The 25578-nt window shown below is 72.6% G+C and carries 24 protein-coding genes and 1 riboswitch; of the genes, 21 read left to right on the plus strand and 3 right to left on the minus strand.

Annotated elements, in window-relative coordinates; genetic code table 11:
- Positions 1–62 precede the first annotated feature (62 nt).
- Positions 63–665 (plus strand): AAA family ATPase, encoded by a 603-nt coding sequence (locus ACFY0X_RS08955; RefSeq protein ID WP_387750912.1) that lies wholly within the window; start codon positions 63–65, stop codon positions 663–665.
- A complete protein-coding gene (locus ACFY0X_RS08960) occupies positions 629–2068 on the plus strand; it encodes a hypothetical protein (protein ID WP_387750915.1) in 1440 nt (479 codons plus the stop codon). Before ACFY0X_RS08955 ends, ACFY0X_RS08960 begins: the two co-directional genes overlap by 37 nt.
- A gap of 47 nt (positions 2069–2115) precedes the next feature.
- On the opposite strand, the gene ACFY0X_RS08965 is transcribed toward ACFY0X_RS08960, so the two are convergent.
- Positions 2116–3783: a hypothetical protein gene (locus tag ACFY0X_RS08965; RefSeq protein ID WP_387750917.1), complete on the minus strand. Its 1668-nt coding sequence runs from the start codon at positions 3781–3783 to the stop codon at positions 2116–2118.
- A 48-nt stretch (positions 3784–3831) separates the two neighbouring features.
- A complete protein-coding gene (locus tag ACFY0X_RS08970; RefSeq protein WP_387750920.1) occupies positions 3832–4215 on the minus strand; it encodes an ArsR/SmtB family transcription factor in 384 nt (127 codons plus the stop codon).
- An 81-nt stretch (positions 4216–4296) separates the two neighbouring features.
- Positions 4297–4510: riboswitch (cobalamin riboswitch) on the plus strand.
- Between the two features lie 30 nt (positions 4511–4540).
- Here ACFY0X_RS08970 and ACFY0X_RS08975 point away from each other — a divergent pair.
- The 6 genes from ACFY0X_RS08975 to ACFY0X_RS09000 all read left to right on the plus strand — a co-directional run bounded on the left by ACFY0X_RS08975 (position 4541) and on the right by ACFY0X_RS09000 (position 10059).
- Complete coding sequence (locus tag ACFY0X_RS08975; protein WP_387750923.1) at positions 4541–5659, plus strand: HoxN/HupN/NixA family nickel/cobalt transporter; 1119 nt, start codon at positions 4541–4543, stop codon at positions 5657–5659.
- Between the two features lie 176 nt (positions 5660–5835).
- Positions 5836–6942 (plus strand): M24 family metallopeptidase, encoded by a 1107-nt coding sequence (locus ACFY0X_RS08980; protein WP_387750926.1) that lies wholly within the window; start codon positions 5836–5838, stop codon positions 6940–6942.
- Positions 6943–7019: 77 nt separating this feature from the next.
- On the plus strand, positions 7020–7583 hold the full coding sequence (efp, locus tag ACFY0X_RS08985; protein ID WP_387750929.1) for an elongation factor P: 564 nt from the start codon (positions 7020–7022) through the stop codon (positions 7581–7583).
- Positions 7584–7587: 4 nt separating this feature from the next.
- Positions 7588–8025: a transcription antitermination factor NusB gene (nusB, locus tag ACFY0X_RS08990; protein WP_316520206.1), complete on the plus strand. Its 438-nt coding sequence runs from the start codon at positions 7588–7590 to the stop codon at positions 8023–8025.
- A gap of 141 nt (positions 8026–8166) precedes the next feature.
- Positions 8167–8994, plus strand: a complete 828-nt coding sequence (locus ACFY0X_RS08995) for a thioesterase family protein (protein ID WP_387750933.1) — start codon at positions 8167–8169, stop codon at positions 8992–8994.
- A 147-nt stretch (positions 8995–9141) separates the two neighbouring features.
- The gene (locus ACFY0X_RS09000; protein ID WP_387750936.1) at positions 9142–10059 is read left to right on the plus strand and encodes a hypothetical protein; all 918 of its coding nucleotides are present in this window, start codon (positions 9142–9144) and stop codon (positions 10057–10059) included.
- A 145-nt stretch (positions 10060–10204) separates the two neighbouring features.
- Here ACFY0X_RS09000 and ACFY0X_RS09005 read toward each other — a convergent pair whose 3' ends face one another.
- Positions 10205–10708 (minus strand): transcriptional regulator, encoded by a 504-nt coding sequence (locus ACFY0X_RS09005; RefSeq protein ID WP_030240641.1) that lies wholly within the window; start codon positions 10706–10708, stop codon positions 10205–10207.
- Between the two features lie 330 nt (positions 10709–11038).
- On the opposite strand from ACFY0X_RS09005, the gene pyrR reads away from it, so the two are divergent.
- The 13 genes from pyrR (at position 11039) to metK (ending at position 25539) form a co-directional block, all read left to right on the plus strand.
- Complete coding sequence (gene pyrR / locus ACFY0X_RS09010) at positions 11039–11662, plus strand: bifunctional pyr operon transcriptional regulator/uracil phosphoribosyltransferase PyrR (RefSeq protein WP_387750939.1); 624 nt, start codon at positions 11039–11041, stop codon at positions 11660–11662.
- Positions 11663–11667: 5 nt separating this feature from the next.
- Entirely contained in the window at positions 11668–12672 is a 1005-nt protein-coding gene (locus ACFY0X_RS09015; protein WP_387750942.1) for an aspartate carbamoyltransferase catalytic subunit, read from the plus strand.
- The gene (locus tag ACFY0X_RS09020; RefSeq protein WP_387750945.1) at positions 12669–14003 is read left to right on the plus strand and encodes a dihydroorotase; all 1335 of its coding nucleotides are present in this window, start codon (positions 12669–12671) and stop codon (positions 14001–14003) included. The genes ACFY0X_RS09015 and ACFY0X_RS09020 overlap by 4 nt, the downstream gene beginning before the upstream one ends.
- Positions 14003–14596: a hypothetical protein gene (locus ACFY0X_RS09025; RefSeq protein WP_387751919.1), complete on the plus strand. Its 594-nt coding sequence runs from the start codon at positions 14003–14005 to the stop codon at positions 14594–14596. Before ACFY0X_RS09020 ends, ACFY0X_RS09025 begins: the two co-directional genes overlap by 1 nt.
- Positions 14593–15750 carry a glutamine-hydrolyzing carbamoyl-phosphate synthase small subunit gene (gene carA, locus ACFY0X_RS09030; protein WP_387750948.1) on the plus strand — a complete coding sequence of 386 codons (1158 nt, stop codon included), beginning with the start codon at positions 14593–14595 and terminating at the stop codon, positions 15748–15750. Before ACFY0X_RS09025 ends, carA begins: the two co-directional genes overlap by 4 nt.
- Complete coding sequence (carB, locus tag ACFY0X_RS09035; protein ID WP_387750951.1) at positions 15743–19051, plus strand: carbamoyl-phosphate synthase large subunit; 3309 nt, start codon at positions 15743–15745, stop codon at positions 19049–19051. The genes carA and carB overlap by 8 nt, the downstream gene beginning before the upstream one ends.
- A 93-nt stretch (positions 19052–19144) precedes the next feature.
- On the plus strand, positions 19145–20248 hold the full coding sequence (locus tag ACFY0X_RS09040) for a quinone-dependent dihydroorotate dehydrogenase (RefSeq protein ID WP_387750954.1): 1104 nt from the start codon (positions 19145–19147) through the stop codon (positions 20246–20248).
- A gap of 41 nt (positions 20249–20289) precedes the next feature.
- Positions 20290–21123, plus strand: coding sequence for an orotidine-5'-phosphate decarboxylase (gene pyrF, locus ACFY0X_RS09045; RefSeq protein WP_387750957.1), 834 nt, complete (start codon positions 20290–20292; stop codon positions 21121–21123).
- A gap of 415 nt (positions 21124–21538) precedes the next feature.
- On the plus strand, positions 21539–21865 hold the full coding sequence (gene mihF / locus ACFY0X_RS09050; protein WP_030056187.1) for an integration host factor, actinobacterial type: 327 nt from the start codon (positions 21539–21541) through the stop codon (positions 21863–21865).
- A 48-nt stretch (positions 21866–21913) separates the two neighbouring features.
- Positions 21914–22471: a guanylate kinase gene (gene gmk / locus ACFY0X_RS09055; RefSeq protein WP_387750960.1), complete on the plus strand. Its 558-nt coding sequence runs from the start codon at positions 21914–21916 to the stop codon at positions 22469–22471.
- A gap of 37 nt (positions 22472–22508) precedes the next feature.
- Positions 22509–22775, plus strand: coding sequence for a DNA-directed RNA polymerase subunit omega (gene rpoZ / locus ACFY0X_RS09060; RefSeq protein WP_030056185.1), 267 nt, complete (start codon positions 22509–22511; stop codon positions 22773–22775).
- 174 nt (positions 22776–22949) lie between these two features.
- Positions 22950–24179 (plus strand): bifunctional phosphopantothenoylcysteine decarboxylase/phosphopantothenate--cysteine ligase CoaBC, encoded by a 1230-nt coding sequence (gene coaBC, locus ACFY0X_RS09065; RefSeq protein WP_387750963.1) that lies wholly within the window; start codon positions 22950–22952, stop codon positions 24177–24179.
- A 151-nt stretch (positions 24180–24330) separates the two neighbouring features.
- Positions 24331–25539, plus strand: a complete 1209-nt coding sequence (gene metK, locus ACFY0X_RS09070) for a methionine adenosyltransferase (protein ID WP_387750966.1) — start codon at positions 24331–24333, stop codon at positions 25537–25539.
- The last annotated feature ends 39 nt before the right edge of the window (positions 25540–25578 follow it).

Raw genomic sequence — 25578 nt, forward strand, 5'->3', positions numbered from 1 at the left:
TGCCCCACCGGTGCGGCGCCCAGCCCGTAGGCTGGGGCCGACCGGCCGGAGGGAGCAGGCGGATGGAACGGCACGAGGTGGCCAACACCGTGTCAGGCGCCACGGTGGGCGGCCACCTGGTGCAGGCCGGGAACATCGGGACGCTCCACCTCCACCAGCCGCGGGAGGTGCCGAGGCCCCGTCAGGTGCGCGCGCCGCACGGCCCGTTCGTCAACCGCGAGCCGGAGATCGCCGCACTGGCCGCCGCGCTGCGCCGGGTCGAGGAGGACGGGCTCGGGGTCGTGGTGTTCACCGGCCTCGGCGGGGTCGGGAAGACCGAACTGATCGCCAAGTTCACCGAGGACCACCGGGAGCACTTCCCGGGCGGGGACCTCTACGCCGACCTGAAGGCCTACCGGCACCAGGGCGGGGTGGACCTCCCCGAACTGCTGGCCGGCTTCCTGCGCGCCCTCGGCACCGAGCCCCCGGCCGTGGAGGCCGAGCGGTTCACGGCGTTCCGCACCGCCACCGCCGGGCGCCGGTGCCTGTTCTTCCTGGACAACGTCGAGCACGCCGCGGAGGTCCGCGCGCTGCTCCCGTCCGGCGGGCTGGTGGTGGTCGCGAGCCGGCGGCGGTTGCCCGCGCTGCGGTGGACGGCGCCGAGGTGCGCCGGCTCGGGCCGCTGAGCGCGACGGCGGGCGCCGAGCTGGTGCGCGGCTGGGTCGGCTCCGGGCGGGGCACCGACGGGGAGCTGGCGGAACTGGTCGAGCTGTGCGGCGGGCTGCCGCTCGCGCTGAACGCGGTCGGCAGCCAGCTGCTGGACCGGGACAACCTGCCGGTCGGCCGGGTGGTGGCCGAACTCCACGACCGCGAGGGCAGGTTGGCGATGCTGGAGGACGAGGAGAGCGATCTCGGCGCGACCTACGACCTGGTCTACGAACGGCTGTCGGCTCAGGGCCGGGCGCTCTACCACCTGGTCGGCGTGCACCCCGGCCCCTTCGTGTCCGCCGAACTGGCGCGCGCGGTCGGCGTCGAGCGGGCCGAGCGGGCGATCGGGGAGCTGCGCGGCGCCCACCTGCTGGACGAGGTGGTGGACGGCGACCGCGAGGACCGTTTCCGGGCCCACGACGTGGTGCGGCTGCACGCCTACGGCCGGACCCGGGAGCTGCCGGACCGCGGGCCCCTCCTCGCCGAGGTCGTGGCGTACTACCGGGGCCGGGCGTCGGCCGCCGACCGCGCGATGGCCGGGAATCGCCTGCGCCTCCAGGACCCGAGCGGTGACGAGCTGCCCCGCTTCGCCTCCGGGGCCGCGGCCCTGGAGTGGCTGTACGCCGAACGCGCCAACTTCCGCGCGGTGGTGGCGGAGGCGGCCGAGCAGGGCTGGCACGGCGAGGTGTGGCGGCTCTGCGAGTCGCTCTGGCCGCTCTACCACGGCCGCAAGCTGTACCAGGACTGGATCGCCACCCACCGGCTCGGCGTCGAGTCGGCCCAGTGGGACAACCGGCCGGCGGCCGTGGTGCGGATGCGCAACCAGCTCGCCCGCGCCCACGTCGACCGCGGCGAGTACCGGCTCGCCGCCGAGCAGTTGGCGCTCGCCACCGAGCAGGTGCCGCTGGTGACCGAGCGCCAGGTGGTGGGGGTGCTCTACGAGACGGACGGGCTGCTCTGCCTGGCCGACGGGCGCCCGGCCGACGCGGTGCGGCGGTTCACCCTGGCCCTGGCGGAGAACCGGGGCGACGACCACGGCGAGATCGTCCAGAGCTACAACCTGGCGCAGGCGCTGATCGCCGACGGCCGTCCGGAGCAGGCGCTGGCCCTGCTGGCCGAGGCCACGGCTCACGCCGGGCGGACCGGGGACGACGACATGCTGATGAAGCTGCCGCTGGTCCGCGCCAGGGCGCACCGGGCCCTCGGACAGCTGGACCTCGCCGTCGCCCACGCGGACGACTGCGCCCGGCAGGCCAGGGAGCGCAGCCAGTACGCCAAGGAGGCGCAGGCGCACACCCTGATCGTCTCCCTCGCCGAGGAGCTGGACGACGCGGAGCTGGCCGAGCGCAGCCGGGCGCGGCTGCGGGAGCTGTCGGAGTAGGACCCCGGTACGGCCAGGACCCGGGACGGGCCGAGGGACCGGTACGGCTACGACCTGGTACGGAACGACACCCGGGCGCGGTGCTCGCCGGTGCGGACGGTGAGCCCGTGCTCGGCGAGGCCGGCCGGCTCGCCGCCGTCGGCGAGCCAGGTGGCGACGGCGGAGCCGAGCAGCAGCGGGTCGATGCCGGGGTCGGGGCGGTCCCAGTCCGGTTCGGCGCGGGCCTCCAGCAGCAGGCCGGTGCGCAGCCGCAGCAGGTGGCGGGCCGGGCCGAGGGCGGCCACCGCGACGGCCAGGCCGGGGAGTTCGGCGGCGGTGTCGGCGAGCCAGCGGGTGGCCGGGCGTTCGGCGTGGGCCTCGGTGCGGGCGAGGACCTCGGCGGTGTAGCGCAGGGCGTCGCCCGGGTGCTCGTCGGTGAGGGCGTGGAAGCCGCGCGGGGGGTGGCCGTCCGGGGCGAAGGGGTAGCGCCGGAGGCTGACCTCGGTGCCGTCGCTGCTGCCCTCGACGTCGTACGCGGTGGGCCCCTCGGTGGTCGCGGGGAGCGGCCTGGGGTAGGGCGGCAGGGCCGGCTCGTCCCCGGGTTCGTCCAGTCCGTCCAGGAAGGAGTAGAGCAGCGGGCGCAGCAGCCGGGCGGACTCGCCGCGGTGGGCGAGTGAGCGGCCGGTGACGCCGCTCAGGCCGGCCGGGTCCTGGGCCAGGGCCAGTTCGAGCTGGGCGGCGAGGTCCCCGTCCGGGTCGAGGACGGGCGCGGCCTGGCCGAAGGCGTAGCCGGGGGAGCGCGGGTCGAGTTCGGCGGCGCCGGTGGCGACGAGCACGGTGGGGCGCTCCAGGGCGGCGCCGTAGACGGTGACCGAGCCGTGGTCGCCGATCACGCAGTCGGCGGCGACGAGCGCGGCCTGCCAGCCCTGGTGGGGCGGGATCAGGCGCAGGCCCATCCGGCGGGCGCCGTCGAGCAGCGCCTCGGGGTCGTGGCGGCTCCAGACGTTGGGGTGCAGGACGACGGCCACCGTGTACTCGTCGGCGGGGAGCCGGCGGACCAGCCGCTGGGGGAGGTCGGGGCGGCGGCCGAATAACGAGTGCTCGCTCCAGGTGGAGCTGACGACGACGAGCCGTCGGCCGCAGGTGGCGCCGAGCGCGGCGCGGTAGCCGTCGCGGGAGCGCCGGCTGCCGAGCATCCGGTCGAAGCACGGGTCGCCGACGACCCGGGCGACGTCCAGCGCCTCGGGGCAGGAGTCCCGCAGCCGGTCCAGCTGCTCGGGGTGGGAAAGGCCGAGGACGTCCACGAACACCCGTCCGCGGTGGGTGAGTTCGTTGCGGGACAGGCCGGCGGCGGTGACCGTGTCGCCGGTCGACTCGGTGACCAGGCGGTTGTAGCCGGCGCCGTGCGGGAGGACGACGAGGCGGGCGTCCAGGCGGTGCATGGAGGAGTGGACGGCGCAGGCGACGGCCAGGTCGAAGCGGCGGCGGACGGCGTCCTCCCAGTCCAGCACGGTGAAGCCGGGCAGGCCGCGCAGGTACTCGTCCAGGGCGCGGTCGGCGAAGGCGGAGCCGGGGTTGACGGTGAAGTACCGCTCGATGCCGTCCGGGCTCAGCAGGGTGAGGACGTCCAGGACCCGGGTGGCCGAGGTGAGGGTGCGGGCGACCGCCAGCACGCGGGCCCTGACCGGTCGGGTGTTCCAGCGGTCGGCGGGCCAGACGTGGGGATGGGACGGCACACCATGATCGTACTGGTCGGGCCCGGTCCCGGCCGGGGTTTGCGGGTGTCAGCCGGCGGCCGCGGTGGGCTCGTGGTGCTCGGCGGCGGTGCACTCGTCGAGGAGGGGGCGCATGGCCTCGTCCACGAGCCGGTAGCGCACCACCCGTCCGTCCCGGTCGCCGGTCACCACGCCGGCCGTGCGGAGCAGCCGCAGGGCCTGGGAGACGGCGGGGTCGCGCATGCCGGTGGCGACCGCGAGGTCGGTGACGGCGAGCGGGCCGGCCCGGTGGAGGGCGAGCAGCAGGGCGAGCCGCCCGGGGTCGGCGAGCAGCGAGAACCGCTCGGCCCAGGACCGGACGTGCGCGGGCTCGCCGATCGCGGCGATGGCCTCGCAGACCCGGTGCCCGTCGATGGTGCGGTGGCCCGCGCGGTCGGCCGGTACGAGATGCATGCGGACATTCTTGCAGGCGGCGCCCTGTGATCCTGGACACCTGCGCAGGTGCGCAGCCTTGCACCCGTGGGGCCCGGCCCCTACGGTGTTCCCCGCCGTGGTGCTCGGGAAGACCGGTGACGGATCCTCAGGGATCCCAGCCCGGAGCGGCCCTCGCCACTGTGATCGGGTCGTTCCTCCGCCCACGGAGGAACGTCGTCCGTACCCATGAAGCCACTGGGCGCCCCGCGCGCCTGGGAAGGCGGGTACGGGCGTCCCGTCAGCCAGGAGACCGGCCACGGCATCTCACGAGGTTTTCCACGAGGTGCTGGAGCGTGATCCGCAGATGACCCTGCCCGAAACCGTCGCCACCGGGGCGAAGACGGCCCCCTCCGCGCTGCCGAGCTTCCGGTGGCGGCGCGAGGACACCATCCGTACGGCCGGGTTGATGGGGGTGATCCTGGCCATGCACGTGGTGGCCTTCGGGACGCTCGTCTTCCTGGTCGCACCCGAGCGGTACGCGGTCGGTACCCAGGCCTTCGGGGTGGGCCTGGGTATCACCGCGTACACCCTCGGCATGCGGCACGCCTTCGACGCCGACCACATCGCGGTGATCGACAACACCACCCGCAAGCTGATGGCGGACGGCAAGCGGCCGGTCTCGGTGGGGTTCTGGTTCGCCCTCGGGCACTCCTCGATGGTGGTCGTGATGGCCGCCCTGGTGGCGGGCGGCGCGCAGCTGGCGAACACGCTGATGGACGACGAGTCGACCACCCACAAGTGGCTCGGCATGATCGGGACGACCACCTCGGGCGTCTTCCTCTACCTGATCGGCGCGCTCAACCTGGCGGCACTGCTCGGCATCCTCAAGGTGTTCCGGGCGATGCGGGCCGGGCAGTTCGACGAGCGGGAGCTTGAGGCGCACCTCGACTCGCGCGGCTTCATGGCCCGGGTGCTGAACCGGGCGACCCGGTCGATCACCCGACCGGGGCAGATGTTCCCGGTGGGCATGGTGCTGGGCCTGGGCTTCGACACCGCGACCGAGGTCACCCTGATGGTGATGGCCGGCTCGGGCGCGGCCTCCGGGCTGCCCTGGTACGCGATCGTCTGCCTGCCGCTGCTGTTCGCGGCCGGGATGAGCCTGTTCGACACCCTGGACGGGACGTTCATGAACTTCGCGTACCAGTGGGCCTTCGCCAACCCGGTCCGGAAGGTGTACTACAACCTGACCATCACCGGTCTGTCGATCGCGGTCGCCTTCGTCATCGGCACCATCGAGCTGGTCGGGGTGCTGCACGAGAAGCTCGACCTGACCGACCCGGTCTCCGGGTTCATCGCGGACATCTCGCTGGACAACGTCGGCTACGGCATCGCCGGGCTGTTCGTGCTGGTCTGGGCGATCGCGATCGGGTACTGGAAGCTCGCCCGGGTCGAGCAGCGCTGGACGCCGGGCCAGGAGGCCTGAGCACCCGTCCCGCGGGTCGTCCCCGGGGCCGCGGCACGGCCCCGGGCGGGGGCGGGGCGCACGGCGCGCGCCCGGAGGTGACGGCGCGGTCGCGCGGGGGGCGCGCAAGGAGCACCGGGGGTTCGGCCGGGGGTGCTCGGCGGGCGCTTCGGGCCGGGGGTTCGTAGGCTCGACGCATGGCGGATGCGTACGCGGGGCGGCGGGAGCGGGTGAGGGAGCACTGCAGTGCGGCCGGGGCCGATGCGGCGCTGATCACCCGCGCGGCGAACGTGCGGTACCTGACGGGCTGCGCGCCCTGCGGGGCGAGCCTGCTGCTGACCAGGGAGCGCGCCCTGCTCGCGCTGCCGGACGACCTGCCGCCGGACGACTCCGGGGAGCACCTGATCGCTCCGGACGTCACCAGGCTGCCGGTGGCGGCCGGCTCGGACACCGCACTGGCCGCCGCGACCGCCGCCGCGCGGTCCGGGGTGTCGGGCCTGGCCGTGGAGGAGCACGACCTGACCGTCACCCGGCACCGGGCGGTGGCCGGCCTGACCGAGGGGGCCCGGCTGGTGGACCTCGGCCAGACGGTCGAGCGGCTGCGGGTGGTCAAGGACGAGCGCGAGATCGCGGACCTGCGGATCGCCGCGGAGATCGCCGACCAGGCGCTGGGCGAGCTGCTGGAGTCGATCCTGGTCGGCCGCACCGAGCGGCACCTGGCGATGGAGCTGGAGCGCCGGATGATCGACCACGGCGCCGACCGGGCGGCCTTCCCGGTCTCGGTCGGCACCGGCAGCCACTCCGGCCAGGCCGCCCACCAGCCGACCGACCGCCGGGTGGAGGAGGGCGACTTCCTGACCGTGGTGATGGGCGCCCAGTACCGCGGCTACGGCGTCTCCACCGCCCGCACCTTCGTGATCGGCGCCGCGCCGGCGCCCTGGCAGGTGGAGCTGCACCGGCTGGTCTTCCGGGCCCAGCGGGCCGGGCGGGAGGCACTCGGACCGGGCGTGGAGCAGTGCGTACCCGACCGGGCGGCCCGGCAGGTCCTGGAGGCGGCCGGCCACGCCGAGGCCTCTCCGCACCCGGTGGGCCACGGCATCGGGCTGGAGATGCGGGAGGCGCCGCGCCTCGGCCCGGCGGACATGGGTAAACTGGACAGCCGCGTGCCGGTCACCGTCGGCCCAGGAGTCCACCTCCCGGGCAAGGGCGGCGTCCGGATCGAGGACACGCTCGTCGTGCGCCCCCTCGAGGAGGGCGGGCCCGAGCTGCTCACCATCACCACCAAGGAGCTCCTCGCCCTGTGACCGCGGCCCCCGGGGGCCGCGGGCGGCAGGACGCAAACCCTTGGTTCCTTGACAGCTATACAGGAGTTAGTGCGCCCGTGGCTTCCACGAACGATCTCAAGAACGGCATGGTCCTCAAGCTGGAGGGCGGCAAGCTCTGGTCCGTCGTCGAGTTCCAGCACGTCAAGCCCGGCAAGGGCCCGGCCTTCGTGCGTACCAAGCTCAAGGAGGTCCTGACCGGCAAGGTCGTCGACAAGACCTTCAACGCGGGCACCAAGGTCGAGACCGCGAACGTCGACAAGCGCGGCATGCAGTTCTCGTACAAGGACGGCGAGAACTTCGTGTTCATGGACATGGACACCTACGACCAGCTGACCGTCGAGCCGTCGGTCGTCGGCGACGCCGCCAAGTACCTGCTGGAGGGCTTCGAGGCCCTGGTCGCCACCAACGAGGGCGCCGTCCTGTACATCGAGCTCCCGGCCGCGGTCGAGCTGACCATCGCCCACACCGAGCCGGGCGTCCAGGGCGACCGCTCCACCGGCGGCTCCAAGCCGGCCACCCTGGAGACCGGTGCCGAGATCGCCGTGCCGCTCTTCGTCACCACCGGTGAGAAGGTCAAGGTCGACACCCGCGACGGCAGCTACCTCGGCCGGGTGAAGTAAGTCCGTGTCGGCCGCACGCAGCAAGGCCCGTACCCGGGCCTTCCAGATCCTCTTCGAGGCCGACCACCGCGGGGTCGACCCGCAGCAGGTCCTCGCCGACTGGGTGGCCCGCGCCCGCGAGCCCAAGCCCGACGAGGGCACCCCGCAGGTCGGTGAGTACACCATGGAGCTCATCGAGGGGTACGTCCAGCACGCGCGTCGCATCGACGACCTGATCGAGCAGTACGCCGTGGGCTGGACGCTCGACCGGATGCCGATCGTGGACCGCAACGTCCTGCGGCTCGGCGCGTACGAGCTGATCTGGGAGGACGGCGTCCCGGACGCCGTCGTCCTGGACGAGGCCGTCGAGATCGCCAAGGAGTTCTCCACGGACGACTCCCCGGCCTTCGTCAACGGCATGCTCGCCCGCTTCCTGGAGCTGAAGCCGGGCATCCGCCGGTAGGCGGATCGACCTCCCGGACGGCCGTCGGACCCGAACAGGTGTCCGGCGGCCGTTCCGCGTTTCACCCGGGCGGCGTAGGGTGGTTCCTACTCGTCAGTAACTTGACGTCCGGAAGCACGCGCGAAGGGCAGGTCCCCCCACATGACCACGGCGATCCGCAGCGAGTTCGACCAGGGCATCGCCCTGACCAGGCACCCCGAGGAGGCCGGCCGCTACGAGGCCGAGCTCGGCGCCGGCTGGCAGATCGGCGGCGGGGTGAACGGCGGACTGCTGCTCGCCGTGGCCGGACACGCGCTGTCGCTGGAGCACGGCACCCACCCGGACCCGGTGTCGATCAGTGGTTACTACCTGTCCGCCTCCACCCCCGGCCCGGCCACCGTCCGCACCGAGGTGCTGCGCACCGGCCGCGGCCTGTCCACCGGCACCGCCTCGCTCAGCCAGGACGGCGTCGAGCGGCTGCGCGTGGTGGCCAGCCACGGCGACCTCGCCGCCGCCGACGGCGAGGTGCGCACCAGCGCGCGGCCGCCGCAGCTGCCGCCGCCGGACCAGTGCGTCGGCGTCGAACACGCGCCCAAGGAGCTGATCGCCCAGGCCGCCCTGCTGGAGCGGTTCGACCTCCGGCTGGACCCGGCCACCATCGGCTGGGCGCTCGGGCAGCCCTCCGGCAACGGGCGGATCCAGGGCTGGTTCCGGCTCGCCGACGGCCGCGAGCCCGACCCGCTGCTGCTCCTGCTGGTCGCCGACGCGCTGCCGCCGGTCACCTTCGACCTCGGCCTGCCGGGCTGGGCCCCCACCGTCGAGCTGACCGTGCACCTGCGCGCCAGGCCGGTGCCCGGCTGGCTGCGGGTCACCCACGCGACGCGCAACCTGGCCGGCGGCTACTTCGAGGAGGACGCGGAGGTCTGGGACGAGTCCGGCCGCCTGGTCGCGCAGTCCCGTCAGCTGGCCCGGGCGCCCCGGCAGGCCTGACCCCCCGGGCTCCGCATTACCGGTGGTTACATTCCTGTGACACGCCGTACGTGTGCGGCGCGCGCGGATGGGGATGAAGACGGTCAAGCGGCGAGCCCGCCGCTTGACCGTCACCCTCACCGCCGACGCCGAAGCCAGGAGCCATCGATGAGTCAAAAGGGTCGCGCCCGCCGTAACTCCGACTGCACCGCCGGCGGCTCGCGGCCCGTGGTGCGGGCGTCGCACCGGCCGCGGCGGGCGGAGGGCGCCGAGCAGGCGTTCGTCATCGGGGTGCTCACCAACGCCGCGGACTTCGCCCGGGCCCGCGCCTGGGGGGTCTGCGACGCCCCCGACCACGAGCGCTACCTGGCCGACACCGCCGACCTGCTGGCCGAGGCGCTGGAGCGGTTCGACAGCGTCCGGGCCCGGATGTTCCACCCGCAGGACTTCGAGGAGTTCTGCGTGCTGCACGGGCTGGACCCGGCCGAGCCCGCCGCGCGTGACCGCTACCTGGCCAACCCGGCGCTGCAGACCCAGCTGCTCGCCTACCAGGGCGAGGAGCTGGCCGGGGACTTCCTGCCCCGACTGGTGCGCGCCCGGGAGAACGGGCTGACGCTCTGCCACGCCGACCTGCTGCTCGACGGGGGCCTGTACGGGGGCGCGGGCGCGCCCGACGAGGAGCACACCGCCTGGGTGCGCGCCGCCTACCAGCGCGGGGGCGAGGTCTTCCGGCGGATGCTGGTCGGCGCGGGCGCCGGCGTGTACGAGCTGCGCCTGCGGGTGGACGCGCCCGGCGGGGCGCTGACCGCCGCGGCGCGGGTGCTCCAGTGGGAGGACGGCGTGGTCCGGATCAACGACGAGGACCTGGAGCTGGTCTGCGCGGTGCTCTGCACCGGGCTGGCCCTGGAGCTGCCGGGGGTCGCGGTGCTGCACGGCTCGCAGGGCTCGGCGGCGTCCTGCGGGGAGTACCTGCAGGCCTCCTGGGCCTGGTCGAGCGGCGGGCAGGACTGGGCGCCGGCGGACCGGCCGGTCCGGCTGGACGGCGTGGCGGCGCAGCCCGGCTACAGCCTGGGCACGGTCTGCTGAGGCCGCCACCCGGGAACGCCGCCGGACACCGCGGCGCGGCCCCCCGGACGAGGGAGCCGCGCCGTGACGTTTCTGCTTGTCGGCACTACCGGAACGAGTGCTGGGCCGTGCCTGGATCCGCTGGCGGGAGCCGGTGCGGTGAGCCTCAGCCCGCGTCCTCCTCGCGCACCGCACGGCGCGCGTCGGGGTTCAGCACGCCCCAGGAGATCAGCTGCTCGGTGAGGATCGACGGCGACTGGTCGTAGATGACGGCCAGGGTGCGCAGGTCGTCCTGACGGATCGACAGCACCTTCCCGTTGTAGTCGCCGCGCTGGCTCTGGATGGTCGCCGCGTAGCGCTGCAGCGGGCCGGCCTTCTCGGAAGGGACCTGGGTCAGTCTCTCCAGGTCGAGGACCAGGCGCGGCGGCGGCTCGGCCGCACCGCCCGGCGTGCCGCCGGGCAGCAGCTCCTGCACCGGGACGCCGTAGAACTCCGCCAGCTCGGCCAGACGCTGCACGGTGACCGCACGGTCACCACGCTCGTACGAGCCGACGACGACTGCCTTCCAGCGGCCCTGGGACTTCTCCTCGACACCGTGCAGGGAGAGACCCTGCTGAGTGCGGATCGCTCGGAGCTTGCCTCCGAGTTGCTTCGCGTAGTCGCTGGACATTGATCTCCCCGGACGAGATTGCTTCGCGTTCAGTGGTGGGTCACGGGCGATTGCCGACGCCGTTACCGGTGGGTCCGACGTCCGTCTCGTAACTCACTGTGAGGTTACGTAGAGTAAAGTAGTTGCGTCAAGCCGAATGGGGCAGTCGTGCGAATGGCCCGCATCGTCGGCGCGTCCGGAGTGTTAACCCCCGGAAGCGGAATGATGGACGTCTGTTTGCCGTCCCGCGCGCTGGTAGGATGACCCGAAGCCCGCGCCCGGTCGGCGGGGGCTGTCCCAGACATCCTTTAAGACCCGTCCCGTGAGGCGGGGAAGGAGGTCCGCTTCGGCATGACCACACACCATGAACCGACGCCCCGGCCGCCGCACCAGGTGCTGGACGGCACGGACATCGCCCGGGTCGTCACCCGGATAGCGCACGAGATCGTCGAACGCGCCAAGGGCGCCGAGGACGTCGTGCTGCTCGGCATCCACACCAGGGGCGTCCACCTCGCCCGCCGCCTGCACGGCCGGCTGGCCCAGATCACCGGGCGCGAGATCCCGCTGGGCACCCTGGACATCACCATGTACCGGGACGACCTGCGGCTGAAGCCCGCCCGCGCCCTGGAGCACACCGAGATCCCGCCCGGCGGCATCGACGGCAAGCTCGTCGTCCTGGTCGACGACGTGCTCTTCTCCGGGCGCACCATCCGCGCCGCGCTCGACGCGCTGAACGACATCGGCCGCCCGCGCGCCGTGCAGCTCGCCGTCCTGGTCGACCGAGGCCACCGCGAGCTGCCGATCCGCGCCGACTACGTGGGCAAGAACCTCCCCACCTCGCTGCGCGAGGCCGTGCAGGTGCGCCTGTCCGACAGCGACGGCGTGGACGCCGTCCTGGTCGGCGACCGCGACTTCACCGCGCGCTCGACGCAGGCCCTGGCCCCCCAGCCGTCCGAACCGCACCTCCCGGAGTAGCCCGCGTGAAGCGCCACCTCGTCTCCGCCGCCGATCTCAGCCGCGACGACGCGCTGCTGATCCTGGACACCGCCGAGGAGCTGGCCCAGCTCTCCGGCCGGGCCGTCAAGAAGCTGCCCACGCTGCGCGGCCGCACCGTCGTCAACCTCTTCTTCGAGGACTCCACCCGGACGAAGACCTCCTTCGAGGTCGCCGAGAAGCGACTCTCGGCCGACGTCATCAACTTCTCCGCCAAGGGCTCCTCGGTCTCCAAGGGCGAGAGCCTCAAGGACACCGCGCTGACCCTCCAGGCGATGGGCGCCGACGCGGTGGTCATCCGCCACCACGCCTCCGGCGCGCCGGCCCGGCTGGCCCAGTCCGACTGGCTGCACGGCAGTGTGATCAACGCCGGTGACGGCACCCACGAGCACCCCACCCAGGCGCTGCTCGACGCCTTCACCATGCGCCGCCACCTCAACCCGGGACCGGCGGCGAACGCCCTTCGGCGAGGGCTGGACGGGCGCCGGGTCACCATCGTCGGCGACGTCCTGCACAGCCGGGTCGCCCGCTCCAACGTCCACCTGCTGAACACCCTCGGCGCGCAGGTCACCTTCGTCGCCCCGCCCACGCTGCTGCCGATCGGGATCGAGAACTGGGCCTGCGAGATCAGCTACGACCTGGACAGCGTGCTGCCCAAGACGGACGCGCTGATGATGCTGCGGGTGCAGCGCGAGCGGATGAACGCCGCGTTCTTCCCGACCGAGCGCGAGTACAGCCGTCGCTACGGCATGAACGGCCGCCGGATGGCCCAGCTGCCGGACCACGCGATCGTGATGCACCCCGGCCCGATGGTCCGCGGCATGGAGATCACCGCCGAGGTCGCCGACTCGCCGCGCTGCACCGCGGTCGAGCAGGTCGCCAACGGCGTCTCCGTCCGGATGGCCGTCCTCTACCTGCTCCTCGGCGGCGCCGTCTTCGCCGACGCCCCCGCCGACGCCCCCCGTACCGACTCCGTGGAGACCGCCCAGTGAACGAGCGCAGCGAGCGAACCAGCGACACGGTCAGCTACCTGATCCGCAACGCCGAGATCCTGGGCGGCGCCCCGCAGGACCTCCACCTCGCCGACGGCGTGATCAAGGAGATCGGCACCGGCCTGACGGTCGAGGCGGACATCGAGATCGACGCCGGCGGCCTGATCGTCCTGCCCGGCCTGGTCGACCTGCACACCCACCTGCGCGAGCCCGGACGCGAGGACGCCGAGACCGTGCTCACCGGCACCCAGGCCGCGGCGATGGGCGGCTTCACCGCCGTCCACGCGATGGCCAACACCACCCCGGTGGCCGACACCGCCGGCGTGGTCGAGCAGGTCTGGCGGCTCGGCCAGGAGGCCGGCTACTGCGACGTGCAGCCGGTCGGCGCCGTCACCGTCGGTCTGGAGGGCAAGAAGATCGCCGAACTCGGCGCGATGCACGAGTCGGCCGCCGGCGTCCGGGTCTTCTCCGACGACGGCAAGTGCGTGGACGACGCGGTGCTGATGCGCCGCGCCCTGGAGTACGTCAAGGCCTTCGACGGCGTCGTCGCCCAGCACGCCCAGGAGCCGCGGCTGACCGAGGGCGCCCAGATGAACGAGGGCCAGGTCTCCGGCGAGCTCGGGCTCGGCGGCTGGCCGGCCGTCGCCGAGGAGTCGATCATCGCCCGCGACGTGCTGCTCGCCGCGCACGTCGGCTCCCGGCTGCACGTCTGCCACCTCTCCACGGCCGGCTCGGTCGAGATCGTCCGCTGGGCCAAGTCCAAGGGCTGGGACGTCACCGCCGAGGTGACCCCGCACCACCTGCTGCTCACCGACGAGATGGTCCGCAGCTACGACCCGGTGTACAAGGTGAACCCGCCGCTGCGCACCGCCGCGGACGTCCAGGCGCTGCGCGAGGCGCTGGCCGACGGCACCATCGACGCCGTCGCCACCGACCACGCGCCGCACCCGGCCGAGGACAAGGACTGCGAGTGGGCCGTGGCCGCGATGGGCATGGTCGGCCTGGAGACCGCGCTGTCGGTCGTGCAGCAGACCATGGTCGACACCGGCCTGCTGAACTGGGAGGGCGTCGCGGACCGGATGTCGCACCGCCCGGCCCGGATCGGCCGTCTCAGCGGCCAGGGCCGGCCGATCTCGGTGGGTGAGCCGGCCAACCTGGTGCTGTTCGATCCCGCGTACCGTGGTGCCGTGAACCCGGACAGCTTCGCCACCCGCAGCCGCAACACCCCTTACAAGGGCCTGGACCTGCCCGGACGGGTGCACGCCACCTTCCTGCGGGGCCGCGCCACCGTGCTGGCCGGTGAGCTCGCCGAGCAGGACGGCACGCGGTGATGGACCACGCCGCGCTCGCCCAGGAGCAGGCCAGGGTCACCAACTGGCCCGGTTACATCGGCTGGTCCGTCGGCCTGCTGATCGTGATCGGCCTCGTCTACTGGCTGATGCGCCAGGGCTGGAACTGGCGGCGCACCCTGCAGTCCGGCATCCCGCCGCTGCCGGCCGTGCCGGCCCGTGCCGGGCGCACCATCCTGGAGACCAGCGGCCGGTACCACGGCACGACCACCGCCGGGAACTGGCTCGACCGGGTCGTCGCCCACGGCCTGGGCACCCGCAGCCGCGCCGACCTCACCCTCGGCGAGGACGGCCTGCTGGTGCAGCGCCCCGGCGCCGAGGACTTCTGGATCCCGGCCGGGCACCTGACCGGCGCCCGCACCGACTCCGGGATCGCCGGCAAGGTCGTCCCCTCCGGACTGCTCGTCGTCACCTGGACGCTCCCCCAGCCTTCGGCCGGGGGGACCCCCATGGGCACCATCGAGCTGGACTCCGGCTTCCGGGCCGACCACCCCGATGAGCACGCCGCCTGGGTCGAGGCGGTCGCCCAACTCGCAACACGTACGAAGACGAAGACGGAAGAGGCCGCGCAATGACCGCACCTGCCCCCACCACGCAGCGCCAACGGCGGGAACGAGTGCCTGCCGTGCTCGTCCTGGAGGACGGCCGGACCTTCCGCGGACAGGCCTACGGCGCCCTCGGCGAGACCTTCGGCGAGGCGGTCTTCAACACCGGCATGTCCGGCTACCAGGAGACCCTCACCGACCCGTCGTACCACCGCCAGGTGGTCGTGATGACCGCCCCGCAGATCGGCAACACCGGCTGGAACGACGAGGACGACGAGTCCAAGCGGATCTGGGTCGCCGGCTACGTGGTGCGCGACCCCGCCCGGGTCGCCTCCAACTGGCGCTCCCGCCGCTCGCTCGACGAGGAGCTGGTCGCGCAGGGCGTCGTCGGCATCAGCGGCATCGACACCCGCGCGCTGACCCGCCACCTGCGCGAGCGCGGCGCGATGCGCTGCGGCATCTTCTCCGGCGAGGCGCTGGCCGACCCGGCCGCCCTGCTCGCCCGGGTGCAGCAGTCGCCCGAGATGAAGGGCGCCGACCTGTGCGCCGAGGTCGCCACCACCGAGCCGTACGTGGTGCCCGCGATCGGCGAGAAGAGGTTCACCGTCGCCGCGCTGGACCTCGGCATCAAGGCGATGACCCCGCAGCGGATGGCCGAGCGCGGCATCGAGGTGCACGTCCTGCCGGCCGACGCCACCCTGGAGGACGTCTACGCCGTCGACCCGGACGGCGTGTTCTTCTCCAACGGCCCGGGCGACCCGGCCACCGCCGACCACCAGGTCGCCGTCGCGCAGGGCGTGCTGGAGCGCGCCACCCCGTTCTTCGGGATCTGCTTCGGCAACCAGATCCTCGGCCGCGCCCTGGGCTTCGGCACCTACAAGCTCAAGTACGGCCACCGCGGCATCAACCAGCCGGTGCAGGACCGCACCACCGGCAAGGTCGAGGTGACCGCCCACAACCACGGCTTCGCCGTGGACGCCCCGCTGGACAAGGTGAGCGACACCCCCTACGGGCGGGTCGAGGTCTCCCACGTCTGCCTCAACGACGACGTGGTCGAGGGCCTCCAGGCGCTCGACGTCCCGGCCTTCAGCGTGCAGTACCACCCCGAAGCGGCCGCCGGTCCGCACGACGCCGCCTACCTGTTCGACCGCTTCGTGAAGCTCATGGAGGGCCAGCGTGCCTAAGCGCACTGACATCAAGTCCGTCCTGGTGATCGGCTCCGGCCCGATCGTGATCGGCCAGGCCGCCGAGTTCGACTACTCGGGTACGCAGGCCTGCCGGGTCCTCAAGGCCGAGGGCCTGCGGGTCGTGCTGGTCAACTCCAACCCGGCCACGATCATGACCGACCCGGAGATCGCCGACGCCACCTACGTCGAGCCGATCACCCCGGAGTTCGTCGAGAAGATCATCGCCAAGGAGCGCCCCGACGCGCTGCTGCCGACCCTGGGCGGCCAGACCGCGCTGAACACGGCGATCTCGCTGCACGCGGCGGGCACGCTGGAGAAGTACGGCGTCGAGCTGATCGGCGCCGACGTCGAGGCGATCAACAAGGGCGAGGACCGCGACCTGTTCAAGGGCGTCGTCGAGGCCGTCAACGCCAAGATCGGCCACGGCGAGTCCGCCCGCTCGGTCATCTGCCACACCATGGACGAGGTGCTGGCCGGCGTCGACACGCTCGGCGGCTACCCGGTCGTCGTGCGCCCCTCCTTCACCATGGGCGGCGCCGGCTCCGGCTTCGCCCACAACGAGGAGGACCTGCGCCGCATCGCCGGCCAGGGCCTGACCCTCTCGCCGACCACCGAGGTGCTCCTGGAGGAGTCCATCCTCGGCTGGAAGGAGTACGAGCTGGAGCTGATGCGCGACAAGCACGACAACGTCGTGGTCGTCTGCTCCATCGAGAACTTCGACCCGATGGGCGTGCACACCGGTGACTCGATCACCGTCGCCCCGGCGATGACCCTCACCGACCGCGAGTACCAGATCCTGCGCGACATCGGCATCGCCGTGATCCGCGAGGTCGGCGTCGACACCGGCGGCTGCAACATCCAGTTCGCGGTCAACCCCGAGGACGGCCGGGTCATCGTCATCGAGATGAACCCGCGCGTCTCCCGCTCCTCGGCGCTCGCCTCCAAGGCCACCGGCTTCCCGATCGCCAAGATCGCCGCCAAGCTGGCCGTCGGCTACACCCTGGACGAGATCCCCAACGACATCACCGAGGAGACCCCGGCCTCCTTCGAGCCGAGCCTCGACTACGTCGTGGTGAAGGTCCCGCGGTTCGCGTTCGAGAAGTTCCCGAGCGCCGACGCCACGCTGACCACCACCATGAAGTCCGTCGGCGAGGCCATGGCCCTCGGCCGCAACTTCCCCGAGGCGCTCCAGAAGGCCCTGCGCTCGCTGGAGAAGAAGGGCTCCCAGTTCTCCTGGGCCGGCCCGGTGGGGGACAAGGCCGAGCTGCTGGCCAAGGCGGTCGTGCCGACCGACGGCCGGATCAACACCGTGATGGAGGCCGTCCGGGCCGGCGCCACCCCGGAGGAGGTCTTCGAGGCCACCAAGATCGACCCGTGGTTCGTCGACCAGCTCTTCCTGCTGGACGAGATCGCGGCCGAGCTCGCCGCGGCGGAGGAGCTCACCCCCGAGCTGCTGCGCCACGCCAAGCGGCACGGCTTCTCCGACCAGCAGATCGGCGAGATCCGCGGCCTGCGGCCGGACGTGGTCCGCGAGGTGCGCCACGCCCTCGGCATCCGCCCGGTGTTCAAGACCGTCGACACCTGCGCCGCCGAGTTCGCCGCCAAGACCCCGTACTTCTACTCGTCCTACGACGAGGAGAACGAGGTCGCCCCGCGCACCAAGCCCGCCGTGATCATCCTGGGCTCCGGCCCGAACCGCATCGGCCAGGGCATCGAGTTCGACTACTCCTGCGTGCACGCCTCCTTCGCGCTCGCCGACGCCGGGTACGAGACCGTCATGGTCAACTGCAACCCGGAGACCGTCTCCACCGACTACGACACCTCCGACCGGCTCTACTTCGAGCCGCTCACCCTGGAGGACGTGCTGGAGATCGTCCACGCCGAGCAGCAGGCCGGCCCGCTCGCCGGGGTGATCGTGCAGCTCGGCGGCCAGACCCCGCTGGGCCTGGCCCAGGCGCTCAAGGACAACGGCGTGCCGATCGTCGGCACCCAGCCCGAGGCGATCGACCTCGCCGAGGAGCGCGGCGCCTTCGGCCGCGTCCTGCGCGACGCCGGCCTGCCGGCGCCCAAGCACGGCACCGCCTTCTCCTTCGCGGAGGCCAAGGCGATCGCCGACGAGATCGGCTACCCGGTGCTCGCCCGCCCGTCCTACGTGCTCGGCGGCCGCGGCATGGAGATCGTCTACGACGAGGCCTCGCTCGCCTCGTACCTGGAGCGGCACGCCGGCCTGATCTCCGAGCACCCGGTGCTCATCGACCGCTTCCTGGACGACGCGGTGGAGATCGACGTCGACGCGCTCTACGACGGCACCGAGCTCTACCTCGGCGGCGTCATGGAGCACATCGAGGAGGCCGGCATCCACTCCGGCGACTCCGCCTGCGCGCTGCCCCCGATCACCCTCGGCGGCTTCGACATCAAGCGCCTGCGCACCTCCACCGAGGCCATCGCGCGCGGTGTCGGCGTCCGCGGTCTGATCAACATCCAGTTCGCGCTGGCCGGGGACATCCTCTACGTCCTGGAGGCCAACCCGCGCGCCTCCCGGACCGTCCCGTTCACCTCCAAGGCGACCGCCGTGCCGCTGGCCAAGGCCGCCGCCCGGATCTCGCTCGGCGCCACCATCGCCGAGCTGCGCGCCGAGGGCCTGCTCCCGGCCGAGGGCGACGGCGGCACGCTGCCCGCCGACGCGCCGATCGCGGTCAAGGAGGCCGTGATGCCGTGGAGCCGCTTCCGCGACATCCACGGCCGCGGGGTGGACACCGTGCTCGGCCCGGAGATGCGCTCGACCGGTGAGGTCATGGGCATCGACAAGGTCTTCGGCACCGCGTACGCGAAGGCGCAGACCGGTGCCTACGGCGCGCTGCCGACCAAGGGCAAGGTCTTCGTCTCGGTCGCCAACCGCGACAAGCGCAACCTGGTCTTCCCGGCCCGGGCGCTGGTCGGCCTCGGCTTCGAGCTGCTCGCCACCGCCGGCACCGCCGAGGTGCTGCAGCGCGGCGGCATCCCGTCCACGCTGGTGCGCAAGCACAGCGAGGGCGAGGGCCCGAACGGCGAGCGGACCATCGTCCAGCTGATCCACGACGGTGAGGTCGACCTCATCATCAACACGCCGTACGGCACCGGCGGCCGTCTCGACGGCTACGAGATCCGCACCGCGGCCGTGGCCCGCGCGGTGCCCTGCCTGACCACCGTCCAGGCGATGGGCGCGGCCGTCCAGGGCATCGACCGGCTGCTGCGCGACGAGGTCGGGGTGATGTCGCTCCAGGAGCACGCCGAGCGGATCAACGCCGGCCGCAAGTAGCACCATCGCAGTGGGGGGCACCGAAACCAGTCGGGTGCCCCCCACTTCCATGCCCCCGTACGTACGGTCTCCGCTCCGGGAGTTGAACCACCCTTGTACAAGCTTCTGTTCGACCTGGTCTTCAAGAAGATGGACCCCGAGAAGGCCCACCACCTCGCCTTCTTCTGGATCCGCCTCGGCTCCTCGGTGCCCGGCCTGCGCACCCTGGTGCGGCTGGTGCTCGCCCCGCGCGACCGGGCCCTGCGCACCCGCGCCCTCGGGCTCGACCTGCCCGGCCCGTTCGGGCTGGCGGCCGGCTTCGACAAGAACGGCGTCGGCATCGACGGCCTGTCGATGCTCGGCTTCGACTACGTCGAGATCGGCACCATCACCGGCGAGCCCCAGCCCGGCAACCCGGCGCCCCGGCTGTTCCGCCTGGTCGAGGACCGCGCGCTGATCAACCGGATGGGCTTCAACAACCAGGGCTCGGCCCGGGTCGCCGCCCGCCTGGCGGCCCGCCCGCACACCAGCTCCACCCCGGTGATCGGCGTCAACATCGGCAAGACCAAGGTGGTCGAGGAGGCCGACGCGGTCGCCGACTACGTGAAGTCCACCGAGCGGCTGGCCAGGTACGCCGACTACCTGGTGGTCAACGTCAGCTCGCCGAACACCCCCGGGCTGCGCAACCTCCAGGCCGTGGACCACCTGCGGCCACTGCTCGCCGCCGTCCGCGAGGCCGCCGACCGCACCACCGCGCACCACGTGCCGCTGCTGGTCAAGATCGCCCCGGACCTGGCCGACGAGGACGTCGACGCGGTCGCCGACCTCGCCCTGGAGCTGGGCCTGGACGGCATCATCGCCACCAACACCACGATCGGCCGCGAGGGCCTGCGCACCGACGCCGGGCGGGTCGAGGAGATCGGCATGGGCGGCCTGTCCGGCGCCCCGCTCAAGGCCCGCGCCCTGGAGGTGCTCCAGCGGCTGCGCGCCCGCACCGGGGGCCGGCTGACCCTGGTCTCGGTCGGCGGCATCGAGACCGCCGAGGACGCCTGGCAGCGGATCGTCCACGGCGCCGACCTGGTCCAGGGCTACAGCGCCTTCATCTACGAGGGACCGTTCTGGTGCCGGCGGATCCACCGGGGCCTGTCCGCCAGGGTCCGCGCGGGCGGCTTCCGCAGCCTGGCCGACGCCGTCGGCAGCGCCGTGCGCAGCTCGTGAACACCCCCATCGGTTCTGGAACCCGTTCTGGAAAGGACGACATGACTCTCGCCCCGTTCGGCGCCCGGCTGCGCCGGGCCCTCGACACCCGCGGCCAGCTCTGCGTCGGCATCGACCCGCACGCCTCCCTGCTCGCCGCCTGGGGGCTCGGCGACGACCTCGCCGGGCTGGAGACCTTCAGCCGCACCGTGGTCGAGGCGCTGGCCGACCGGGTGGCCGTGCTCAAGCCGCAGGCCGCCTTCTTCGAGCGGTTCGGCAGCAAGGGCGTCGCGGTCCTGGAGCGGACCGTCGAGGAGGCCCGGGCGGCGGGTGCGCTGGTCCTGATGGACGCCAAGCGCGGGGACATCGGCTCCACCATGGCCGCGTACGCCGAGGCCTTCCTGTCGCCGGGCAGCCCGCTGTTCTCGGACGCGCTGACGGTCAGCCCGTACCTGGGCTTCGGCTCGCTGCGCCCGGCCCTGGACCTGGCCCGGGAGCAGGGCTGCGGCGTGTTCGCGCTGGCGCTCACCTCCAACCCGGAGGGCGCCGAGGTGCAGCGCGCGGTGGGCGCGGACGGCGAGCCGGTCGCGGCCACGGTGCTGCGCCGGCTGGCGGCCGAGAACGAGGGCGCGGCGCCGCTCGGCTCCTTCGGCGCGGTGGTCGGCGCGACGCTGGCCGACGCGGGCGTGGACCTGGCCGTCAACGGCCCGCTGCTGGCTCCGGGGATCGGCGCCCAGGGCGCGACCATGGCGGACCTGCCGCGGGTGTTCGGCGCCTCGGTGATCAACGTGGTGCCGAGCGTCAGCCGGGACGTCCTCAGGCACGGCCCCTCGGTGCCGGCGCTGCGGGAGGCGGCGGAGCGCTTCGTCGGGGAGTTCGCGGACGCGGTCGCCTAGCGGACGCGGTCCAGTAGCGGACGCGGTCGGGCGGCGGGGGCGGTCGGGCGGCGGGGCGTCAAGAAGCGGAACCCGCCCTTCAGGTAGCCGCGCGGTGACCCTGCGGAGTGTCCGCAGCCCCGCGCGGTGGCCGCGGAACGGACGTGAGCGCCGTCACATCGGCCCCGCCAAAGTCTCGCAATCGCGGTCATTTTGCCCTGGAAAGTCCTGGTCGGCCTTGGCTGACCAGGACTTTTCGTGTTCTTTTCCTGACGTGGCGCCGCAATCCGGGTAGTGTCCGGCGATAGGTCATCGGCGAGTCGCGATTTCCGTGGCTCCCGCAGGTCAGGGCCTTGTGGTTCCCCTTGCGGACGGTGTCCTCGGTACCGAACCAGTCCTAGCTCAATCCATCCATCCACACCCTGAGGTGAACGGCGTGGCTCTTCCGCCCCTTACCCCTGAACAGCGCACCGCCGCGCTCGCCAAGGCCGCCGAGGCTCGCCGGGAGCGCGCCGAGGTGAAGAACCGGCTCAAGCACTCCGGCGCCTCCCTGCACGAGGTGATCAAGGCCGGCAAGGCCGACAACGACGTCATCGGCAAGATGAAGGTCTCGGCACTGCTGGAGTCTCTTCCGGGCGTCGGCAAGGTCCGCGCCAAGCAGATCATGGAGCGCCTCGGCATCAGCGAGAGCCGGCGCGTCCGCGGCCTCGGCACGAACCAGATCGCTTCCCTGGAGCGGGAGTTCGGCGGTGGCGCCGCCTGAGCGTGCCCCGTGGTCCCAGGATCCCCCGCGATCCGGGATAATCGGTGCATGAGTGAGCGTCCGCGGCTGACCGTGCTCTCCGGCCCTTCGGGGGTCGGCAAGAGCACGGTCGTCGCTCATATGAGGAAGATGTACCCCGAGGTCTGGCTCTCGGTGTCGGCGACGACCCGCCACCCGAGGCCCGGCGAGAAGGACGGGGTCCAGTACCACTTCGTCGACAACGACGAGTTCGACAAGCTGGTCGCCAACGGCGAACTGCTGGAGTGGGCCGAGTTCGCCGGGAACCGTTACGGGACCCCGCGTGCGGCCGTGCTGGAGAAGCTGGAGCGCGGCGAGCCGGTGCTGCTGGAGATCGACCTCCAGGGCGCCCGGCAGGTGCGCGGGTCGATGCCCGAGGCGCAGCTGGTCTTCCTGGCCCCGCCGAGCTGGGACGAGCTGGTCCGCCGGCTGACCGGCCGGGGCACCGAGTCGCCGGACGTGATCGAGAAGCGGCTGGAGGCGGCCAGGGTCGAGCTCGCGGCGGAGCCCGAGTTCGACACGACCCTTGTCAACACCTCCGTCGAGCAGGTAGCGGCCGAACTGCTAGCCTTGCTCGGTGTAGCCTGACCTGTCTGTCTTTTCCATCCTTTCGGAAGGTTTTAGCGTGTCCTCTTCGATGACCGCGCCCGAGGGCATCATCAACCCGCCGATCGACGAGCTGCTCGAGGCCACCGACTCCAAGTACAGCCTCGTGATCTACGCCGCCAAGCGCGCGCGTCAGATCAACGCGTACTACTCCCAGCTCGGCGAGGGCCTGCTGGAGTACGTCGGCCCGCTGGTCGACACCCACGTGCACGAGAAGCCGCTGTCGATCGCGCTGCGCGAGATCAACGCGGGCATGCTGACCGCCGAGGCGGTCGAGGCTGCCTGAGGCGGTCGCTGAACTCCGGAAGGGCCCGGCGGAATCGTTTCCGCCGGGCCCTTCGGCATTTCCGTGGCCGTTCGGCGTTCCGTGGCGGGGAGGGCGGCGCGCGGGCGCCGGCTGAGGGGCCGTAGGGTGGGCGCGTTCCCGATGCGGACACCCGATGCGGAGAAAGGCCGGTTGATGGCTGTGAGTGCGGACGCCCCCCGCGTGGTCCTCGGCGTGAGCGGCGGGATCGCCGCGTACAAGGCGTGCGAGCTGCTGCGCCGCTTCACCGAGTCCGGCCACCAGGTCACCGTGGTGCCGACCGCGGCCGCGCTGCACTTCGTCGGCGAGGCGACCTGGGCGGCGCTGTCCGGGCGCCCGGCCGCCACCGAGACCTGGGAGCGCGTGCACGAGGTGCCGCACGTGCGGATCGGGCAGCAGGCCGACCTGGTCGTGGTCGCCCCGGCCACCGCCGACCTGATCGCCAAGGCCGCCCACGGCCTCGCCGACGACCTGCTGACCAACACCCTGCTCACCGCCCGCTGCCCGGTCGTGGTCGCGCCCGCGATGCACACCGAGATGTGGGAGCACCCGGCCACCCGGGACAACGTGGCCACGCTGCGCCGCCGGGGCGTCATCGTGCTGGAGCCGGCCGTCGGGCGGCTGACCGGCAAGGACACCGGGAAGGGCCGGCTGCCCGAGCCCTCGGCGGTCTTCGACGCCTGCCGGGCCGTGCTGCGCCGCGGCGGGGCGGTGCCGACCGACCTGGCCGGCCGGCACGTGGTGGTCTCGGCCGGCGGCACCCGGGAGCCGCTGGACCCGGTGCGCTACCTGGGCAACCGTTCCTCCGGCAAGCAGGGCTACGCGCTCGCCGTGACGGCCGCGGCGCGGGGTGCCAGGGTGACGTTGCTCTCGGCCAACGCCGAGCTGGCGGACCCGGCCGGGGTGGACGTGGTGCACGTCTCGACCGCCCTGGAGCTGCGCGAGGCGGCGCTGGAGGCGGTCCGGGACGCGGACGCCGTGGTGATGGCCGCGGCGGTGGCCGACTTCCGGCCCGCCGAGTACGCCACCGGCAAGATCAAGAAGGTCGAGGGGGTCGACCAGCCGCCGGTCGCGCTGGTCCGCAATCCCGACATCCTGGCCGAGCTGTCGGCCCACCGGGCCCGTTCGGGTCAACTCGTGGTGGGTTTCGCGGCGGAGACCGACGACGTGCTCGCCAACGGCCGGGCCAAGCTCGCCCGCAAGGGCTGCGACCTGCTCGTCGTGAACGAGGTGGGCGACGGCAAGGCCTTCGGCACGGACGTCAACGAGGCCGTGGTTCTGGGCTCCGACGGCAGTGAGACGGCCGTTCCGGTGGGCCCGAAGGAGGCGCTCGCGGACGTGGTCTGGGACCTGGTCGCAAAGCGGTTGGAAACGGGCGGCAACTGATCGGAACCGGTCAGGCAGCGATCAGGAATTCCGGAAGCGGGTGACGTTCGGTGGAACCAGACCGTTAGACTCCAGGAATCAAGTCTTTCCGGAGTTCCCCGGTTCCCCCGGGGCACTTCAGTCAGCAGCCGCTGCAACCCCAGGGAGCGCTGTGTCTCGCCGCCTGTTCACCTCGGAGTCCGTCACCGAGGGACACCCCGACAAGATCGCTGACCAGATCAGCGACACCATCCTTGACGCTCTCCTGCGGGAGGACCCGACGTCCCGGGTCGCCGTGGAGACGCTCATCACCACCGGCCAGGTGCACGTGGCCGGCGAGGTGACCACCAAGGCGTACGCGCCGATCGCCCAGCTCGTCCGGGACAAGATCCTGGAGATCGGGTACGACAGCTCCAAGAAGGGCTTCGACGGCGCCTCCTGCGGCGTCTCGGTGTCCATCGGGGCCCAGTCGCCCGACATCGCGCAGGGTGTCGACACCGCGTACGAGGCCCGTGTCGAGGGCGACGAGGACGACCTGGACAAGCAGGGCGCCGGTGACCAGGGCCTGATGTTCGGCTACGCGTCCGACGAGACGCCCGAGCTCATGCCGCTGCCGATCACCCTGGCGCACCGCCTCTCCCGCCGCCTGACCGAGGTGCGCAAGAACGGGACCATCCCGTACCTGCGCCCCGACGGCAAGACCCAGGTCACCATCGAGTACGACGGCGACAAGGCCGTCCGCCTAGACACCGTGGTCGTCTCCACCCAGCACGCCAGCGACATCGACCTGGAGTCGCTGCTCACCCCGGACATCCGCGAGTTCGTGGTCGAGCCGGAGCTGAAGGCGCTGGCCGAGCAGGGCATCAAGCTGACCACCGAGGGCTACCGCCTGCTGGTCAACCCGACCGGCCGCTTCGAGATCGGCGGCCCGATGGGCGACGCCGGCCTCACCGGCCGCAAGATCATCATCGACACCTACGGCGGCATGGCCCGCCACGGCGGCGGCGCCTTCTCCGGCAAGGACCCGTCCAAGGTGGACCGCTCGGCCGCGTACGCGATGCGCTGGGTGGCGAAGAACATCGTCGCCGCCGGCCTCGCCCGCCGCGCCGAGGTGCAGGTCGCGTACGCGATCGGCAAGGCCGAGCCGGTCGGCCTGTTCGTGGAGACCTTCGGCACCGAGACCGTGCCGGTCCTCAGCATCCAGAAGGCCGTCTCCGAGGTCTTCGACCTGCGTCCGGCCGCGATCATCCGCGACCTGGACCTGCTGCGCCCGATCTACTCCCAGACCGCCGCGTACGGCCACTTCGGCCGTGAGCTGCCGGACTTCACCTGGGAGCGCACCGACCGGGTCGAGCAGCTGAAGGCCGCCGTCCAGGACTGACGTCCCGGAGCGCCCCGAGCGGCGCCCGCCTCCGTACGG

The organism is Kitasatospora sp. NPDC001547 (assembly GCF_042894165.1).
GTDB lineage: Bacteria > Actinomycetota > Actinomycetes > Streptomycetales > Streptomycetaceae > Kitasatospora.